This window comes from Leifsonia sp. LS1 (assembly GCF_020521355.1).
Lineage (GTDB): Bacteria > Actinomycetota > Actinomycetes > Actinomycetales > Microbacteriaceae > Leifsonia.
This window is the reverse complement of record NZ_BPER01000015.1, coordinates 41,892-59,252: the sequence shown is the minus strand read 5'-3', so window position 1 is coordinate 59,252 and position 17,361 is coordinate 41,892. Positions and strand designations below refer to the sequence as shown.

At 63.9% G+C, this 17,361-nt stretch carries 20 protein-coding genes; 9 read left to right on the top strand and 11 right to left on the bottom strand.

What is annotated here, in order from left to right:
- Positions 1-79 precede the first annotated feature (79 nt).
- Both LLS1_RS18910 and LLS1_RS18905 read left to right on the top strand, forming a co-directional pair.
- Positions 80-547: a CPBP family intramembrane glutamic endopeptidase gene (locus LLS1_RS18910; protein ID WP_264186959.1), complete on the top strand. Its 468-nt coding sequence runs from the start codon at positions 80-82 to the stop codon at positions 545-547.
- Positions 548-628: 81 nt separating this feature from the next.
- On the top strand, positions 629-1,441 hold the full coding sequence (locus LLS1_RS18905) for a CPBP family intramembrane glutamic endopeptidase (RefSeq protein WP_226657988.1): 813 nt from the start codon (positions 629-631) through the stop codon (positions 1,439-1,441).
- Positions 1,442-1,505: 64 nt separating this feature from the next.
- Here the strand turns inward: LLS1_RS18905 and LLS1_RS18900 are convergent, their stop codons facing one another.
- Positions 1,506-2,270, bottom strand: a complete 765-nt coding sequence (locus LLS1_RS18900) for a CPBP family intramembrane glutamic endopeptidase (RefSeq protein WP_226657985.1) — start codon at positions 2,268-2,270, stop codon at positions 1,506-1,508.
- A gap of 295 nt (positions 2,271-2,565) precedes the next feature.
- On the opposite strand from LLS1_RS18900, the gene LLS1_RS18895 reads away from it, so the two are divergent.
- The 3 genes from LLS1_RS18895 to LLS1_RS18885 are packed head-to-tail and all read left to right on the top strand — an operon-like array spanning position 2,566 to position 5,367.
- Positions 2,566-3,162: a recombinase family protein gene (locus LLS1_RS18895; RefSeq protein ID WP_226657984.1), complete on the top strand. Its 597-nt coding sequence runs from the start codon at positions 2,566-2,568 to the stop codon at positions 3,160-3,162.
- Positions 3,163-3,169: 7 nt separating this feature from the next.
- Positions 3,170-4,555, top strand: a complete 1,386-nt coding sequence (locus LLS1_RS18890; protein WP_226657982.1) for a Mu transposase C-terminal domain-containing protein — start codon at positions 3,170-3,172, stop codon at positions 4,553-4,555.
- A complete protein-coding gene (locus LLS1_RS18885) occupies positions 4,555-5,367 on the top strand; it encodes an AAA family ATPase (protein ID WP_226657980.1) in 813 nt (270 codons plus the stop codon). Before LLS1_RS18890 ends, LLS1_RS18885 begins: the two co-directional genes overlap by 1 nt.
- Before the next feature lie 129 nt (positions 5,368-5,496).
- Here LLS1_RS18885 and LLS1_RS18880 read toward each other — a convergent pair whose 3' ends face one another.
- Positions 5,497-6,231 (bottom strand): class I SAM-dependent methyltransferase, encoded by a 735-nt coding sequence (locus tag LLS1_RS18880; protein ID WP_226657979.1) that lies wholly within the window; start codon positions 6,229-6,231, stop codon positions 5,497-5,499.
- A gap of 50 nt (positions 6,232-6,281) precedes the next feature.
- Between LLS1_RS18880 and LLS1_RS18875 the strand changes: the two genes are divergently transcribed.
- A complete protein-coding gene (locus tag LLS1_RS18875; protein WP_226657977.1) occupies positions 6,282-6,830 on the top strand; it encodes a PadR family transcriptional regulator in 549 nt (182 codons plus the stop codon).
- 122 nt (positions 6,831-6,952) lie between these two features.
- Here the strand turns inward: LLS1_RS18875 and LLS1_RS18870 are convergent, their stop codons facing one another.
- The 4 genes from LLS1_RS18870 to LLS1_RS18855 form a co-directional block, all read right to left on the bottom strand.
- Complete coding sequence (locus tag LLS1_RS18870; RefSeq protein WP_226657975.1) at positions 6,953-7,108, bottom strand: hypothetical protein; 156 nt, start codon at positions 7,106-7,108, stop codon at positions 6,953-6,955.
- A 437-nt stretch (positions 7,109-7,545) separates the two neighbouring features.
- A complete protein-coding gene (locus LLS1_RS18865; RefSeq protein ID WP_226657974.1) occupies positions 7,546-8,586 on the bottom strand; it encodes a hypothetical protein in 1,041 nt (346 codons plus the stop codon).
- Positions 8,576-10,234, bottom strand: a complete 1,659-nt coding sequence (locus tag LLS1_RS18860) for a class I SAM-dependent DNA methyltransferase (protein WP_226657972.1) — start codon at positions 10,232-10,234, stop codon at positions 8,576-8,578. The genes LLS1_RS18865 and LLS1_RS18860 overlap by 11 nt, the downstream gene beginning before the upstream one ends.
- Before the next feature lie 57 nt (positions 10,235-10,291).
- Positions 10,292-10,666 (bottom strand): hypothetical protein, encoded by a 375-nt coding sequence (locus LLS1_RS18855; RefSeq protein WP_226657970.1) that lies wholly within the window; start codon positions 10,664-10,666, stop codon positions 10,292-10,294.
- Positions 10,667-10,706: 40 nt separating this feature from the next.
- Here LLS1_RS18855 and LLS1_RS18850 point away from each other — a divergent pair, with 40 nt between their 5' ends.
- From LLS1_RS18850 to LLS1_RS18840, 3 genes are read left to right on the top strand one after another with little or no spacing between them, the layout of a single operon-like run.
- Positions 10,707-11,018 (top strand): hypothetical protein, encoded by a 312-nt coding sequence (locus tag LLS1_RS18850; protein WP_226657968.1) that lies wholly within the window; start codon positions 10,707-10,709, stop codon positions 11,016-11,018.
- A gap of 6 nt (positions 11,019-11,024) precedes the next feature.
- Positions 11,025-11,339 carry a hypothetical protein gene (locus LLS1_RS18845; protein ID WP_226657966.1) on the top strand — a complete coding sequence of 105 codons (315 nt, stop codon included), beginning with the start codon at positions 11,025-11,027 and terminating at the stop codon, positions 11,337-11,339.
- Between the two features lie 19 nt (positions 11,340-11,358).
- Positions 11,359-11,616 (top strand): hypothetical protein, encoded by a 258-nt coding sequence (locus LLS1_RS18840; protein ID WP_226657964.1) that lies wholly within the window; start codon positions 11,359-11,361, stop codon positions 11,614-11,616.
- An 85-nt stretch (positions 11,617-11,701) separates the two neighbouring features.
- Here LLS1_RS18840 and LLS1_RS18835 read toward each other — a convergent pair whose 3' ends face one another.
- The 5 genes from LLS1_RS18835 to LLS1_RS18815 all read right to left on the bottom strand — a co-directional run bounded on the left by LLS1_RS18835 (position 11,702) and on the right by LLS1_RS18815 (position 16,660).
- Positions 11,702-12,223, bottom strand: coding sequence for a hypothetical protein (locus LLS1_RS18835; RefSeq protein ID WP_226657963.1), 522 nt, complete (start codon positions 12,221-12,223; stop codon positions 11,702-11,704).
- A gap of 70 nt (positions 12,224-12,293) precedes the next feature.
- Positions 12,294-12,575, bottom strand: a complete 282-nt coding sequence (locus LLS1_RS18830; RefSeq protein ID WP_226657961.1) for a hypothetical protein — start codon at positions 12,573-12,575, stop codon at positions 12,294-12,296.
- 437 nt (positions 12,576-13,012) lie between these two features.
- The gene (locus LLS1_RS18825) at positions 13,013-14,059 is read right to left on the bottom strand and encodes an IS110 family transposase (protein WP_226657959.1); all 1,047 of its coding nucleotides are present in this window, start codon (positions 14,057-14,059) and stop codon (positions 13,013-13,015) included.
- Between the two features lie 789 nt (positions 14,060-14,848).
- Positions 14,849-15,739, bottom strand: coding sequence for an ArdC-like ssDNA-binding domain-containing protein (locus LLS1_RS18820; protein ID WP_226657957.1), 891 nt, complete (start codon positions 15,737-15,739; stop codon positions 14,849-14,851).
- Positions 15,740-16,180: 441 nt separating this feature from the next.
- Entirely contained in the window at positions 16,181-16,660 is a 480-nt protein-coding gene (locus LLS1_RS18815; protein ID WP_226657956.1) for a hypothetical protein, read from the bottom strand.
- Positions 16,661-17,361 lie beyond the last annotated feature (701 nt).

Below are 17,361 nucleotides of genomic sequence, written 5' to 3'. Positions count from 1 at the left end.
ATCTTCTTCGGCATGATCTCTATCTTCCTTCCACACTCGAAAGGAAGCGGCATCAAACCGGGGACGGTTCACAGTGATCTTGTCCTGGCTACTGACGGGGCTGTTCATCGGTTTCGCGGAAGAGGTGCTCACGCGTGGTTTCGTGGTGAATTTGATGCGCAAGGCTGGTCATCCCGAAATCGCGGTCGCCTTGGTGTCTGCCGGTTTGTTTGCGATCTTGCACGCCGGTAACTTCTTCGGGGGACAGGCCGGGTTCACGACGATCGTCCAAGTCGGCTACACGTTCTTCTTCGGTCTGCTGATGTACCTGGCCTACCGAGTCACCGGGTTGTTGATCGTGCCGATTCTGCTGCATGCCAGCACCGATCCGAGCATCTTCCTACAGAACACTTACCCGTCCACAGCGCCCCTCGCTCTTTTCGCCGGGTTCGGGAATCTGGTGGTGATCGCCGCCGGTCTGATCCTGCTGATCGTGCTCATCTTCAGTGGTGGGAAGGATCGCGCCTTTCCTCGCAAGGAACTCGCTGCGGACCCGGCCCTGGTCTGACAGGGTCGTCATCGACGGTTGTGGCTCGGCCGAACCCAATACGAAGCATGTGCGCGGGACGGCGCGGAAGGAAGTGAACGGGTGAGAGTTCCCCAACGGTTCTGGATCGGTCTTGTTGCCGTCATCGTCTACGTGGCGCTGGCCGGAGGTGTTGGGAACCTTTTGGATCAGTGGTTTCCGACCACGAACGACGTCGCGGAACTGGCTCTGAGCCATTTCCCGGTTCTGATCCCGCTCATCGCTGTCGGACTGATCTTCGTCTGGCGTGCTGGCTGGAGGAACGACGTGTGGCGTACGCCGGCGTCGTTCGAGACGCAGCCGCGGCGCTGGTGGATGCTCGCGTTCCCAATCCTGCTCCTCGCGCAATCGGTCATCCTGCTCGTGGGCACTCCGTGGGGCAGATGGAGCGTCGGAGCGCTCCTGGTGATTCTGGTCGTGAACATCATGGTCGGGGTGGGCGAAGAGCTCTATTTCCGCGGCATCCTTCGGGCGAGCCTGCGCTCTCACCACGGTGAGACGCTGACACTTGTCGTCACGTCGTTGCTGTTCGGCGCCGCGCACGCGCTGGGCAGCGTGCTCGCAGGGCTCCCGATCGGGTTCGTGGCGTTCCAGGTGAGCGTGGCGGCAGCGGCCGGTGCCGTGCTCTATGGGGTCTTCAGAGCAACAGGGCGGCTGTGGGTTGCGATGGCGTTGCATGCGCTGTCCGACTTCGCGTTGCGGGTCTCCAGCGGGGACCTCAGCTCGAGATCGGCAGACGATCTGAGCCCGTCGCCGGTGACAATCACCACCCAGGCCATCCTGTGGATGCTCACCCTGGTGCTGCTGATCAGCTGCATCAGGCAGGACGCGCGCACACGACGCGCGAAAACAGAGCCCGCCCAAGCGGTCGCTTAACCGCTACGGACGCGCACAGCGCATGGCGTCCCCATCTACACGGGCAACGGTGAAGCTATGGCGTTCACTGGGCTGACGCTGTGACGGTTCGCTGTTTGCTTTCCTTGCGGGTGAGAACGATCGCGATGATGACCGCGGCGATTCCCACCGGGATACCGACGATCGCGGTAACGGCAGTGGCTGCCGCGAACGAGGAGAAGTCCCACAGGGCGTGCAGGACCATGGCGATGATGAGTGTTCCGCCCACTCGCCGGGTGAGGTACAGAACGCTGCCGAACAAGAACGTGATGAACACTTGAGAGATGCCGGGGAGGCCGGTGCCGAAGACGGTGTTGGGCAGGTGCAGCAGGCCGAACAGGAGGGTGCTGAAGAACCAGACCCCGAGTTCACCGAAGCGGCTGCGCAAGGCGACGATGAGTTGGCCACGGGTGACGAGTTCTTCGTTGAATCCCACGATCAGACTGCCGAGAACCAACAGCAACCACATTGTCGGCGTGACGTGCGAGGTGTCACCGGTCACAAGATTGACTACCGCGGCCGCCGCGAAAATAGCGGGCAGAACCCACACCCAACCGGGCAGACGCTTCCGTGTCTCGAACAGGGCTGGTCGCCACCAGCCGAATATTGAGACGATGATGACGATGATGACAAGGCCGCCAAGCAGAGGCGCAACGTACCACTTCCATAGGGTGTCTGCGCTGTCGCCGATGTTCGGGTAATCGATCCCGTTGAGAATCCAGATGCCGTAAAACACGGCAAGGTACGCGAGGTAGGCGACGACGCCCAGCCACACTCGCGGGCGAACACGCAGCGAGGACGAAGGCGACATGGGATCAGAGTATCGGGCACCGATACCAGCGCACTGCTCGCTGTAACTTCTCGACGCGGCTTGCCTATCTATGTCAGGAGCGGCGAGGCGATCCCCACTCAGACGATAGTGCGCACCAGGTCTGCCGGTCGCACTACGTCTTGGAAAACAAAAGCTTTTCGAGGCACGCCGGACCTCTTCTGAGCCTCGCGGAGACGTGCCGGATTTCCGGGACGCGGTTTGTCTTGGAAACATGTCTTACCGTGAAGTGTCTTTGCTCCGCCGCTTCTAGCACTTTCTAAGGCAGAATGGTTCTGTGAGACATCTCGGGTATACGCGGGTCAGCACCAGAAGCCAAGACGCGAAGTTGCAGGTCGACGCCTTGGTCAAATCCGGCGTCCAAGAGCGGGACATTTTCGCCGACGTCACTTCGGGCAGCCGGACCGCGATCTCCCGCCCCGGGATGAAGAAGCTCCTCGACTACGCCGAGCCCGGTGACACCGTCGTAGTCTGGCGGGTCGACCGACTCGGACGGTCATTGATCGATGTGCTGAACACGGTGAAGCTGCTTCGGGAGCGGGACGTGCAGGTGAAGAGTCTCTCGGATGGCATCGACCCGTCGACGACGTCAGGTCGGCTGATGCTCAACATGCTTGCCACCTTGGCTGAGTACGAACGTGAACTGATCACGGAACGTGTGAACGCCGGGATCACGGCCGCCCGGGAAGGCGGCACCAAGTTCGGCCGGCCCCTGTCAGATCCCGTCGTCGTTGCCGACAAGCTCAAGCTCGTCACCGAGGCCAGGGCAAAAGGCCGAACCGCGGAGGACGCAGCGAAACTCGTCGGGTGGAGCCGCGCCACTCTTTACCGGCATCAGAAGGCCCTCGCGGCTCGCGAGAGCACCACCGTGTAGGTGACGCATGGACGCGGCCGAGCGGTGGCGTGTTCTTCGGCTGCATGTCGAAGACCAGATCCCGCTCGCAGTCCTCGCCCGAGAGACCGGGATCTCCGTCCGAACGCTGCAACGCTGGAAACATCTCTACCGCGTAGGCGGCGTCGCAGCCCTCGACCCTCATGACCGCACCGACAAGGGCGTGCGCCGAACCCCAGCGGAGACGGTCGCGTTCATCGAACGACTAGCACTCACTCGGCCACGCCCGGGCATCGCCACCTTGCACCGGCTCGCCTCTACGGATGCGAGAGCTCACGCACTGCCGTCGCCGAGCTACGCGACCGTGCGACAGATCGTGCAGGCACTCGATCCGGCTCTTGTCACGCTGGCACTTGAAGGCCCGGTCTCGTACCGGGACAAGCACGAGCTCGTCTTCCGGCGCCGAGCGGAACACCCCAACCAGACGTGGCAGTCCGATCACACCGAACTCGATATCCTCATCGTCGGCGCTGACGGGAAACCTGACAGGCCCTGGCTGACGACGGTGATGGATGACTACTCCCGGGCGATCTGCGGGTACATGGTCTTCACCGGCGCACCCTCAGCAATCAACACCGCCCTCGCCTTGCGGCAGGCCATCTGGCGCAAGACCGATCCCGCGTGGGCGATGTGCGGCATCCCAGACATCCTGCATGTGGACCACGGCTCCGACTTCATCAGCCATCACCTTGAGCGGACCGCGATCGCCCTGCACATCAGGATCATCCACTCGACCGTCGGCCGACCCCAGGGACGAGGGAAGATCGAGCGGTTCTTCCGCACCATTAACACCGAGCTCCTGGCCACGCTCCCCGGCCACCTCCGATCCGGCAGCCGGACACCTGCACCGGTCCTCGACCTTGCCGGCCTCGATCGTGCGATCAGCGAATTCATTGGCACCTACAACGAGCGAACCCACAGCGAACTGGGGACCTCACCGCGCGACGCGTGGGTTGCGGATGGCTGGCTGCCTCGGATGCCCGACAGCCTCACAGAACTCGACGGGCTGCTCCTTACTGTTCCGAAGAACCGGGTCGTGCAACGCGACGGCATCCACTTCCAAGGCCAGCGCTATCTCGCCCCGACCCTGGCCCCGTTCGTCGGGCATACCATCACGATCCGGTACGACCCCCGCGACATCTCCGAGATCCGCGTGTACGACCGCGACACGTTCATCTGCACAGCCATCGACGAAGCCCATCCCAACCTTCGCCTCAGCCTCCGCGACATCGAAACGGCCCGCCGCACCCGCCGCAAGCAGCTGCGCCGAGCCATCAACGATCGCATCCCGACCGTGGCCACACGCGAGGAACCCCGCACCCCTCAACCGACGAAGCGGCGGCCGAAGTTGCGCACTTACGAAGAGGACGAGTGATGAACCAGGCATTCATCGTCACCAAAGAACACCGACGCTTCACCGAGTTCGCCAACGCCGTGCGGAAAGAGAAAACCATCGGGATCTGCCACGGCGCCGCCGGCGTCGGGAAAACCAACTCCGCACGCCGCTACGCCAACTGGGACGCCCTCGAGCCCTACATCAACGAATGGGGACCCAGAGGAGACCACGACGCGAAACACTACGCTCTCGCGAACCGATCCCGCACCGTCTTCTACACCCCCGAAGTCCTCTGCCGACCCAAAGACCTCATGCACGACATCGACCACTGGCAGATGAAAGTCGGCATCTGCGCCGACGAGCACATCCGCTCCCTGATGCCTGAGCCGGAACGGCTGAGGCAGAACGACGTCACTCGCCTCGTCGAGCTGCTTATCATCGACGAAGCCGAACGCCTCACGCCCACGGCACTGGAGTTACTTCGCGATCAGCACGACCGCACCAACCGGGCGATGATCCTGATCGGAATGCCCGGCATTGACGAACGATTCCGCCACTACCCCCAGCTCTACAGTCGGCTCGGGTTCTCACATCACTACCGTGCCCTCGGCCGCGAAGAACTCCTCTTTGTTCTCGACCGCCACTGGAAGCGACTCGGCAGAACTCTCGACCCTGACGACTTCACTGACGCGCAAGCAATTGCTGCGATCGAACGCATAACCCGCGGCAACTTCCGCCTCCTCGAGCGGCTATTCCCCCAGATCAACCGAGTACTCAAGATCAACCAGCTGGACAGCATTACCGACGACGTCATCGAGGCCGCCGCCAGCATCCTCGTCATCGGCAACTAGCGACAAAAAGCGACCACAGAAAACCGCCAAAGAGCGCCAAAGTCCACATGAGCGAGGAGGGTGTCAGCTGACTCATGAACGGTCGTTCGCGAGGGCGTCCCACTCCCGGTAGCGGAGAAGAGGGACGGACTATCGGGTTGCAGTGACGGCGGTTGTTTTCATCCAGGGCCCGCTCCACCATCCGCGCCAACCAAGTGGGAAGGTCGTGACGGTGAGGCCTGCGGCGCGCAGGTCAGTCGCGTACTCCTTCGCACGGCGGATGTCGGCGATGAGGATGCGGCCCTGCGGGGCGAGGACTCGGACAGCCTCGGAGACGGCTCGGTGACGACCGTCGCGGCTCCGAATGTTGTGGATCGCCAAGCTCGCAGTGACCAGGTCGAAGGTGCCGTCAGGGTAGGGCAGTGCGGTCATGTCTCCGGTGTCGAAGTGGATGCGGTCCTGGACGCCGTTCAGTGTTGCGTTGCTCTGCGCGGCGGTAATGGTGTTGCCGGATTGATCGACGGAGCGCCAGAGGTCGATGCCGGTCACGATGGTGTCGGGGAACCGTAGAGCTGTCATGATCGCGACAGTGCCGTGCCCACATCCCAGATCCAAAGCGGATGAGCCGCCCGAGAGAGTCGTCTGAGAGAGAAGCCGATCCCAGAGGACGAACTTGCCGCGCAACGAGGTGTGCCAGTAGAGCGCGGCTCCCGCGGCAAAGCCGATGGTCGCAAGGCCGACGAGCGCCACGACCCACCACCAGGCATCCCAAAGAGTCGCCGCTGCAATCGTGATCGCGGCGTAGAGCACGGTGTATCCGATCCACATCCAGGGAACCCATGGTGCGTCGATGCCGTAATCGCCACGCGGTCTCACTGCCGCCATCTCGAACCCCTTACTATAGTTTTAGTAAAGCTTAGAGGAGGCGGTCGCCCATGTCGAGACAGACCACACGGCTGATGGTGCTCGGCGTGATCGCATACCGGCAACCGATCAGCGGCTACGGGATCCAGAAGACTCTGGACGAGTGGGCCGTATCCCGGTGGACGACGATCGCGCCCGCGTCCATCTACCAGCAACTCCGCACCCTCACCGCCCATGGAGCAGTGGAGCCTGTGCTGGGTTCGACTGGGCGAGCCACCGAGTATCGTTGCGCTCCGACCGGGCGAGAAGAACTCCGCGAGCTCATGCTCGGCCTGCTTCACGAGCGTGACTTCCAGCCGATGAGCCTGATGCCCTTGCTCTACTTCACCCCGAGCCTCAGCATTGAGGAACTCGACGCGGGGCTAACTACCCGCGTCCAAGTCATCGACGACGCTCTCGCGATGGAGCACGCGATGATCGAGCGCTCCGAAACCGTCGGACCATCGCACGTGACTGAAATCTTCCGTCTCACCTGGCACGGACTCCGCGCCGACCGCGACTGGTGTAACGAATTCCGAGGCCGCCTCACCGGCGGACGGCCATCATCGGGAACCACCTGAAGCGCGGGATGCCCCGAACAGCAATCGCCATTTGAGGCTGAGAGATGACAAATAGCGTCGCTCGAAATCGGCCATCTACCGTCGCGAATCACATGTCGGTTGGGGGCACCTGTGATTTTTGGCTACTTCTTCCCGCCGCGGAACGCCCTGATAAGGCGCACGACACGACGGTTGACCTGGTCGCTGAAAGCAGCGACCAGGATCACGACGCCAAGGGCGAACCCGAGGAACGGGAACGCGCCGGCGTATTGAAGAGCCTCGGTCAGCAGTGGGGGCATGAGCCACCTCCTGTTGCGAGGTGTCGACCCAACCGGTCGACGAAGGTTGACCGCCGGACGGCAATCAGCCAGTCACATGCGGCGATCCGCACGGGTGGGTGCGGAGTTCGCCGGTTAAACAACAAAACGGCCGAACCTTCCGGTTCAACCGTTTTTTGCGCACTACTAGAGCGCTCCTCACTTTACCGCAAAGGCGCGGAGAGAAGCAACCAGTGTGCAGTTATCCCCCATCACCGCGCACTTCATCGTTTAGGTACATACGACGAGTGAGACGTCGCATGGCGTGGTGCGCCAGCCGAGGGATGCACTGAGGGACCGGCTATCGGGCGCTATCTCAGGACAGGTCAACAAATGAGTTGGATTGCAATGATTTCCGGCTCATGTCCCATGCACCGGAAGCCGTCCTCCATTGCACCCTGTCATCTCGAGGGCAATACTCAACTAAAGGTGGGCTCAGCCTTTCGGGGGGCGTCCAGTCGTCGTCGGGCTTCCTCGTGACGATCGACTGGAGTGGCGTCAATGACTCTCCGCACCATCAGCTCTAGAAATCGCGACGGCTGGAGCGCCGGCGGCACCGCGTCGTGACGGATGGTCACACGCGGCAGGTTATCGAGGGCTTCGTCAATAGCCGAGGCGGGAACTTCCTCGACCTCGTCTTCGTTCTCGTCTGGTTCGAGGCCGGCGGCCGCGAGGGGGTTCTCGCCGTCGTCCTCATCCACGTCGCCCTCGGCGGGCACTTCAGCGCCGTACTCGATCATGATGAGTGCGACCGCGTGGTAGGCGTCGTCTTCGCGGCCCAGCTTTTGAAGGAGGTCGATCAGCCACCTGGCCTTTTTCGCTTCCTCAGTCAGGATCGTTGAGCGCAGACCGTAGACGAAGCCGAGAGCAGCGAGTGGGTGCCGGAGCCGGAGGTTCTTCGCGTCGCCATAGCTCTCCTCGACCCGGTTCGCGGCGTTCTTGCCGAAGCTGGAGTCCATGCGCTTAGTACTGATCAGCAGCTCAGGCCCGGTATCCCAGTCCGACATGACGACGTCGACCTGCTTGAGGTAGTTCTTCCCCAGGATGTTCGCTGAAGCCGAGACAACACCCTTCATCGGTGTGGGCTTCGCGAGGCGGGCGACGAGCTGCGCGCGCTCCTTACCTTTCAGGCTTTGAAGCAGGTTCGCGATCGCCGTCGGCAGGATTCGAGGATGTTCGGCGCGCGGCCACGTCGCATTCGGATCGAAACCGGCACGGCGCAGCTCGTACGAGACCCACACGTCCAGAGCCAGAGCAGGGACACCGGAGGTTGTCGGTGCCTCCAAGTACAGAGGGACCCCAAGAAGCTTTTCAAGCACGTCATAGTCGGGGTCATAGCGGACTTCACCGTCTGCCCCTTGAGCCCAGGGATTGGAGTGGATGCCGCCAGGCGCCGCGTCGGAGCAGATCCGGTCAAAAACAGCCCATGCCTTGGACCGAGCGGATTGTTCAGCGGCCACTTTCTGCCCTTGCTACTCGTCGTGAGGTCATCGCCTGGTGTGCCCGGCGCACGACGTCCACGTCATGCGCCGAAAGCTCTGTTGAGTCCAAGAGGAGGGCCTGGTCGACAACCTTGACGGCTTCGAGCAGTTCACCCGTGCGCAGAAGGCGGGCCACACGCGGCTTGATGGCGCGAAGCGCGTCCGCGCGTGCTGCCACCAGGGTGGGCGACGGCATGGCCCAGACGTCTGCTTCCCTGGGTTCAATCTTGAGAATGCCGCCGCCATAGGAGCGGCCCACCATCTCCGCATTCAGCAGCGTCACCGAGTTCAGGCTGGCCAACGGCAACAACTCTCGGCCGAGCTCTCGATGCTCGTCCGAGAGGTAGACACCGTGTACCGAATTGAGGTGCAGCGCGCCGGCCTCGTTGGTCGTCAGTCGCGGCGTGTCGGCATTCATGCATGTCAGGAGCAAGTCAGCCGGCGGAAGGAGGGGCACTTGGTACCAAGTACGCCGGACGCGGCACTTGTACGCCTGGTCGACGCCAGCGGTGTGGCCGGCCTTGATGTACTCCTTGGCAGCAGCAGAGGGAGTATCTCCGGGGCGGAACAGCCAGGTCGCTTTGCCCGCGTTGCCGAGGTCGGTCATGTTGTGCCGCGTGAGGGAAAGCCCCCGAAGATGTGAGCTGCCCGGAGGAGACAACCGCAAAAGATCGGATCGGCTCAGGCCCAGTTCTTTCACGCGTGCAGGCGAGAGGGCGAAGTATCCGTTGTTACCCGTCACCATCCCCAGGGTCGTGTCACCCCAGTCCTCGAGCACACCGAATGCACCCGATTCACGCAACTCCCTCAGAGGTCGAAGTGCTTCCGCACCGATCAGCAGCCCAGTCCATTTATCCGCCGGCGTCCTCGGCGACCATGTGAGCGGGACGCCGAGCGTTTCGAGGGCTTCGGCGTCGCGGGCTTCGTGGATGGTGGCGTGATCTGCGGGGCCCTCATCGAACCCGTCCGCGAGCAGAAGAACGACGTCAGCCTCAGCTTCCGGAAAGACGCGCTCGGTGAACAGCACCAGCTCGACACTTCTGAACCGGTCGAAGAGGAACTGCCGGACCGGGGCTGCGTAGTTCACGCTCAATAGCTCTGCAGGTAGCACCAACCCCATGCGGCCCCCCGGGCGCAGAAACAGGGCCGACTGAATGGTGAAGGCGGCCCAACTGGACGCGAGCCCGCTCAGAGCCACCCCGGCCTTGAGCGCTGCTGCGCGTGAACGGCTGCGGGCTTCGCCGGTGAAATCTTGGTATCGGATGTAGGGAGGGTTCCCGATCACCGCGTCGTAGCGGGGGGCAGGATCGACCAAGAAGAAGTCGCTGTGGGCTATGTTGGGAGCACCGCCAGCGCCGGTGATGCGTTCGCGCGCGACGCGAGCGCTGTGCTCATGGATCTCGACACCGGCAACGGTGGGCGCCGCCACGCCCAGGTCGACCAGCCGGCGTACCGCCTCGATCAGGAATGCAGCATCACCCGCCGAGGGCTCCATAACCTGATCGGCAGGCGTGCGGACCGCCCACTCGGCGATGAACCGGGTCAGCGGCTGTGGGGTGAAGAATGCGCCCCGCGCTTTGCGCAGCTCTGAGGTGTCAGAGGCATCAAGCAGGGACACGGAACTCACTCTCCCATTCTTTAGCATCCCGATGACAACCGCCGACGACTCTCCCAAGGCGGCTGGTTAACCTGCACCGCGGGCGGCATCGGCGAGCATCGCACTGGGGCTGCGTCCGGTTCGCGGGTCGAGACCGGCCCGCCATCGTTCGCGCTGCTCTTCGGGAGTGATGATCGTGCCATCCGGCGCGGTCGCCGGCGCGAGGAAGTTCGGCATGCCAAGCGCCAGCGCGCACGCGTCGAGCGCCTGCCGCAGCTCGTCGTAGTAGCCCAACGGCCAGCGGTCGCTGCGCTTGAGAACCCAATGGTCGACGCGGTACATCATCAGCGTTTCGTGCGTGTCGGAGCGGGTCGCCGGCGCGTACTCGATCTGGAACTCGATCCGGTTCGCAGCGTCGTCGAGGACCAGCCAGACCTTCTCCCCCGCGTGCAGCGTTTTCACGTTTCCTACCTCCCACAACATTCGAACATATCTTCGAATTGTGGTGCAATGGGGTGACACCGAGCAGTTGGAGGTCCTGGTCATGAGCATCGCGCCCGCCGCAGACATTGTTCACGTCTGGATCGAGCAGGGCTCCCCGGTCCGCCTGGTGTGGGCGGGTAACCGGTACAGAGCCGTAGGCGCTGAGGCAATCCGGACAGCGGTGGCCCACGATGCTCTGACGCATCCGGCCGAGCACCTGGTCGGGTGGTCGGTCATCGGCCGCAGTGAGCAGGATCCGGCGGACGTGCGCGTGTTCCAGCTGCAGCGCCACGGTGTCGGCTGGATCCTGGTCGACGTCGACCCGACTTGAGAGCTCGTGGGTACGAACAAGCGCTACGACGTCTATTCGGCACAGCTGGCGGAGATTACCAAGGCGGCCGAGCGACAACCGCGGCCGATCAGCCTCCCGGACGAGATGGTGCGTGCCAGCGGTCGACGTCGAGACGAACCTCAACCGGTCCCGGTGAAGGCGCACGTGCCGGTGCAGGTGGCCTACACCGACGTGCAGCTCGTCGACGCCGAGGCGATCGCCTGGACCACCGGTGGCCTGGTCCTGATCCGCTATGTTCCCGAAGGCGGTCGATCGCCTGTCTACGTATGGGTGGCGGGGAACTTCGTGCACCGGCTGTGACACCCGTTAGGCTGCGCGCATGCCGCTGGTGCCGTTCCCCGACCGGGACAACCCGACGATGTGGGTCAATCCTGAACACATAACCTCACTGGTTCCAACGATCACGACGCCTCCAGCGCCGATCATGGTCAGCGTCCGATGCAAGCTGCAGGGACTCTCGGAGTTCGTGGTGCACCTGGGGCAATTCGACTCCCCCACTGCTGCGCAGCAACGCTGGCGCAGCCTGCTCGAGCTCCTGGGAAACGCCGTGCTCGACGCGCCTCGCGGCTCGCTCTAGACACAAGAAAGCCCCGGCCGGGAGAGTGCGGCCGGGGCTGGCTCTTGGGACGTGAGGCGTCGTCGGATGGTCCTACGCGGTGGCCTCATGGGTGCGGCGGGAGATATTGGTCAGTGCCTGGTTGTCGGATCGGTACGTCCCACGGGGTGAGGGGCGCCGACTCGGATTCGTTCTTGGTGCGCCGCTCGAGCACGGTCATGTAACGCAGATGGCGGTTGACGATCTGGGCGATTGTTCCGTCCATCGCGATCACCGTGCGTTCTATGTCGTGTTCGGCGTCTTGGATCTGACGTAGGAGTTCGTCTCGCTCCTGCAATGCGGTGCATACGCCGTGCACGTACAGAGCAAGGCCCTTCTGGGTGAGGCGGTCCAGTCGGACTCGCCGTGCCGGCCATTCGAGGTCCTTGCCACCGAACGCCGGCGGTGAGGGATGGAAGTCCACCGCACCCTCCTGCTGCGGTTCGGGCCCGTCGTCGACGAAGGCTCGGTGGTAGTAGTACGCCGCTTCCTGACGGAGTTCGTGCAGCTCGACGTATAGGTCCGCGAAGCTCTCGCGTGTGTCCTGGATACCCCCGGCGATGATTTCGGCCGGTGTGTACTTGGTCATGGAGACAGCCCGCCCCGGCGCGCCGAAGGAGGGCGGGCGCGCTGCGCCCGCCCCTGCGGCTTCTTCGCCATCACTGGCAGGAGTCGCATTGAAGGTCCTCCATGGGGTCGATCGGGACGATGTAGGGCTCGGGAGCGGGCATGTAGTGCTGGTCGCCCAGCTCGTCACTGGTGGCGTGCGCGTCGAGCCACAGGTCGGCAGCGGCGGGCTCCCCCAGCGCTCGGAGAATTCCTGCCAGCGCCTCAGTTTCTCGGCATCCCAGCGTGGGTGCGACGTCGTGCGCGAGGCCCACGTCCGAGAAAACTGCGCAGAACCGGGTCACGTCGTCGGTGTCCGCAATGAGTGTGCTCATCGTTCTCTTCTCTCTCTCAACCAACCGACCCTTCTATGGGTCGGTGTCAAATTGGTCTGCCGGGCCGACTGACCAGGTGAGGGCGGTTCTGCTGTCCTGCTCCTGATCGACCCTTCTATGGGTCTGTGTCAAATCAGCGGGTGTTGCTTTGGTTGTCCCGCCGATCAGTTTTTTTGCCGTTCCGGCAGAGAGATCGAGAGCGCGTGGAGGCAGCGCAGTGCCCGGAGTGGAGCGGTTGCTAAGCGGAGGGAGCGCAGCGAGTGGAGTCTGCAAATAGCGACCGGAGGGAACGGAGCTGCCGGAGGAAGCTATGATCGGCCGGCCGGAATGGCGAAAATATGGTGGCAAGAACAGCACGCCGTAGGCGTTCCGAACAGCAAGATCAGCGCCGCCTCCGTGCGGCTCCGCTTGGCTGTGGTGACTAACCCGACTGGGTGTTAGGCCATGACTGTGTTCAGCTGTCGGAAGAGTTGCCGAGCCAGGTAGCGTTTCAGGGCGCGGCGGACCTCTCGGCGGCTTTTGCCTTCCGATGTTCGTCGCGCCATGTAGTCCTGGGTGCCGCGGTCGCAGGTGAGTCGGACCCGGATGATGGTGTCCAGCGCCCGGTTCAGTTGCCGATCGCCTTGCCGGTTCAACCGGTGCCGGGTGGTGTTGCCGCTGGAGGCTTGCAGCGGGGCGGCGCCGGCGAGGTTGGCGAACGCGGCTTCGTTGCGGATCCGGCCCTTGTGCGAGTAGGCGGCGAGGACCTGAGCACCGGTCACCGGGCCGACGCCGCGGATGTTCTGCAACCCGGGCGCCAGCTGTTCGACGTAGTCAGCCAGCGCCTCCCGGTTGAGCTCGAGCTGCTGCGTCAGCTCGATGATCGAGAGCGCAAGCCGGCGCGCTTCTTGGCGGATGGTGGTCATTGGCGCATCCTCGGCGGGGCGGTGCCGCCAGCCGGCGATCTCGCGGATCTGGCCGTCGGTGAGCGGCTTGCGGACGTCCATCCCCAGCTGGAAGCTGCGCATCAGTGCGGTGAGCGCGTTGCGGTCCGCGGTGCGTCGCCCATCCATCGCTTGCCGCGCCATCAGCAGGACTCGCAAGGCGGCGCGGATCCCGTCCGAGCGTGGGGCCGCGAGCCGCTCGACGTCGGTGGCGAGGGCGGTGCGTGCTGCGGCAACGGCGTCGATCTCATCGGACTTGCCCCGGCCAGCGCGTGCTGCGCGTTTCGGCGGCCGGACATCGCAGACGGCCAGGCCCGCGTCCTGGAAGACCCGGGCGATGACGGCACCATAGGAGCCGGCCCCTTCGATCGCGATCAGCAGCCGGCCATCAGCGCGGCGATGCATCCAGGCCAACGCTCGGCTGATTCCTGTGGGCGAGGTGGGGAACATTGCCGAGTCGATCACTCGGCCAGTGTCCGCGGCTAGCGCCGCGTAAGTGTGGGTCTTGGCGTGAGTATCCACCCCGACCACGTAGTCGTATTCATCGGTCACGGTCGTCACCGAGCACTCCTCCCTTTCTCAACGGATGGTTCATCACGTCGGTCAAGGGTGTTGCGAGGCGTATCTCTAACGAGTCACGCAGCCCAGAACGCCGGGAGCGGACGACCTTCTATGAAGCCATCGGAACAGACAGACCGACATTCAGCCCCCAGCGCGCGGACGGGTCGATCGGAAGGCACCACCTCACGGCGGGCCAGTTTTTCTTGGAGTCACGCAGCGCCAGGGCCGAAGGTTAGTCTGTCAGCCAGCCTCAGACCAACCACTGATCATTAGAGTTTTTCTTTGCCTGCCGACGAGAGAATCGATAGCGAGCGGGAGCGGCGAGAGTGCCGGGTCGTGGAATACCGGAGTGAGCGCAGCGAGGGAGGATATGCCGCGAAAGCGCGGAACGGCAGCCGCGTAAGCGAGCTACGGTGATCGGCCGGACAGGTCAAAGAATGCAGGACACGCTCAGCGCCGCGCAGCGGCTCCGTCAGCGCGCGGCCTCCGTGCCGCGTCGCCGCGTTAGGCTCTGCTCCCCGCGCATCCGTCCCCCTCGAACACTCGCCGCCATACTAAGTGAGCGTCACCGCTCGAGTGCGGCTCGGTGTTCGTTGCCTACGGGGTGGGGCACGGGTGCAGCACCATTCCGGGTCGCCGACGTAGTAGGTGATGCCGCCGCATTCCTCGCCGGTGGGGCTGAGGTTGGGGGCCGCCGCGAGTCGAGCTGGTACGGCTGGAGGGTCTCGGGCCGTTCGTAGGTGATGATCATGAGGTTTTCCGTTCTGCCGGGTGGCGAGTGCCCGCCTGTCAGGCGGCGTCCTCTGCGGGGTCGTCGGCGGGGTCGAAGATTTCCGCGATTTCGTGGGCGGTGTGGAGCACGCGGGCGGCGGTGGACTTGATCAGGTCGGTGTCGCCCTGCGCCCATCCGGCGATGTAGCCGATGCTGTAGGCGCTGGTGTCGAATCCGGCGAGGCCGGCAACGACGTAGGCGACGGATTCGGCCTCGGTCTCCATCAGTCCCCGGTGCTGGGCGTATTCAGTGAGGTCGTCGGTATGTCCGAGCAGAATGTGCGCGGTCTCGTGAATCAGGGTCTTGGCGGTGTGCTCGGGGCTGAGGTCGCTGTCCAGCACCACGGCGACCACCTCCGGGTCGGTGTAGCCGTTCTGGGTGCCGGGGAGGGGGCGACGCTCGATCGTCCAGCCTTGTGCGACCAAGTGCGCGGACAGGGCGTCGATGACGCCGAAGTCATCCGCCCCGGTGAGCTGCTGCGCGAGGGAGCTGGGATCCTCTGCTCCCTCGATGAGATCGGTTTGGCTGATATCGAACACAGACAGGACCGGAAACCGGGCCACCCGCTTTTCCACCTCGTCGCCGTTCTCGTCCTCGTCGGTGATCTTCTTGGTGGAGTAGCCGAAGATGCGAATGCCGGTCTCACCCTTGCGGACCTGGCGGCCGAGCGCCTGCCACTTGCGGAATCCGGCGACGTGGCTGGCGTCGGCCTTCTGGGACAGGATTAGCAGGAGGTTGTTCAGCGAGTAGGTGTGGAACGACTGTGCGAAGTCCAGAAACGCGCGCCACCGCTCCGAGCTGCGCAGCTGCTCGATCTGCTCACTGATCGAGTCGTGCAGCGCTTGTGCTTGGGCCTTCTTCTCTTCGATGCTCTTACTCGTGCGGCGGGCTTTGGTGCTGGTGCTCATCGGACTCTCCCCAGGTGGACAACTGTTTTTTGTGCCTTCCGGCGAGAGAAATCGATAGTGAGCGGGAGCGCCGGAGGCCCGGGTCGTGGAATACCGGAGCGAGCGCAGCGAGTGAGGATATGCCGCGAAAGCCCAGGCTGCAGGCGCGGAGCGAACTACGGTGATCTGCCGGAATGGTCACAAAAGACCGACAAGGGCTGTGCCGCGCAGCGGCTCCGATTCGATGAGACAGTGCGGCGGCCACGCCGCCGCCCCTCATTTCCCGGCGCTGATGCCGGGCACCGTCACGCCGATATTGGAGTGATATCACTCTGCAATCGAATGGGCCGGCCTCCGTGCCGGTCCTGGTGCGGGGAATGCCCCCGGACCGCTTTGGGGAAAACGGCCAGGGGGTGGGAGGGGCAGCGGATGGGATGCACGCCGCCCCTCCCAGTTCGGTGGCTATTCGTCGAAGTCGGTGTCGTCCTCGTCGTCCTCGATCAGCGGTGCCGTGCTGCGGGTGGCTGCGTTGTCGATGACGATCTGCTCGACGTCGGACAGACTGTAACCCCACGCGGCGAGCTGGGACAGGTAGGCCGCCTTGGTGGCTTCCGGGTAGCGCCAGGTGTTCTTGCTGGTGGCGGACTCGATACCGCCGAGCACCGCGGCGAGACTGACGTGCTGGGCCTTGGTGGGGGACTGCTCGACGTGCGCGGCGAGCTTGTCGTCGTAGTAGCCGCCGCGCTCGATGCCGAGCAGGTGGTGGGCCAACTCGTTTCCAGCTGCGGCAGCGGCTCCCACGTCGCGGCGGTGGATGGTAAGGCCCTGGGCGATCACTTTGGCGGCGTCCTTGGGGAGGGTCTTGCGGGTCAGGAACTCGGTGAGCCATTCCCGGCGAACCGTCTCGGCGGACGCCCACGCCTTGTTGTTAGCGATCAGCATGCGCCGTTCCGCCTGTGCCTTTTGGCGACTGAGCTGGCTCTTGGCTGCGGTCAGATGAGTGGACTGCGGGTCGCTGAATCCTGCTGGCTGTCTATAGCTGACCCGGCTCCACGATGAGTTGACTTGCTCCAAACCGGTAAATCGCCTGACGCTCGCGACGAAGATCAGTGCCGATTCGCTCCGTGGTTCAGTTAAGAAGCCGGTATTCAACAGGTAGAGCTATAGGAAGAACTACAGGGGGCGGCACGCCGATGGCCCCGACTCCCGCGCGAGTACTGGGATCGCGGGCCGTCCTGAACGGTGCCTGCGCCACCAGATGACCCCATGACTGCCACCTGTTGATCCCACGGGCGCCACCGGAAGACCCCAGAGCGCCACCGATTGATCCCAGTAAATCCGGGGACATCTGGTGGCGGGAATCAGCGCCGAAGAGGCCGTTTCTGCCACCGATTGATCCCAGCCGGCAGCGTCCGCGGATCAGACCGGGCGCCACCGATTGACCCCACTCCCCCGCTCTCGATGAGCTGCTCGAAGGCCGCCACCAAATGTCCCCACTCCAGCGGGTTCCGCGCGCCACCAATTGGCCCCAAAGCTGCCACGGTGATCGAGCGCGCCACCAATTGACCCCACGGGATGTTCGCCAGCACGGCGAGCAAGGGCCGCCACCAAATGACCCCGTTGGCGACGGGTCGAGCAAAGCG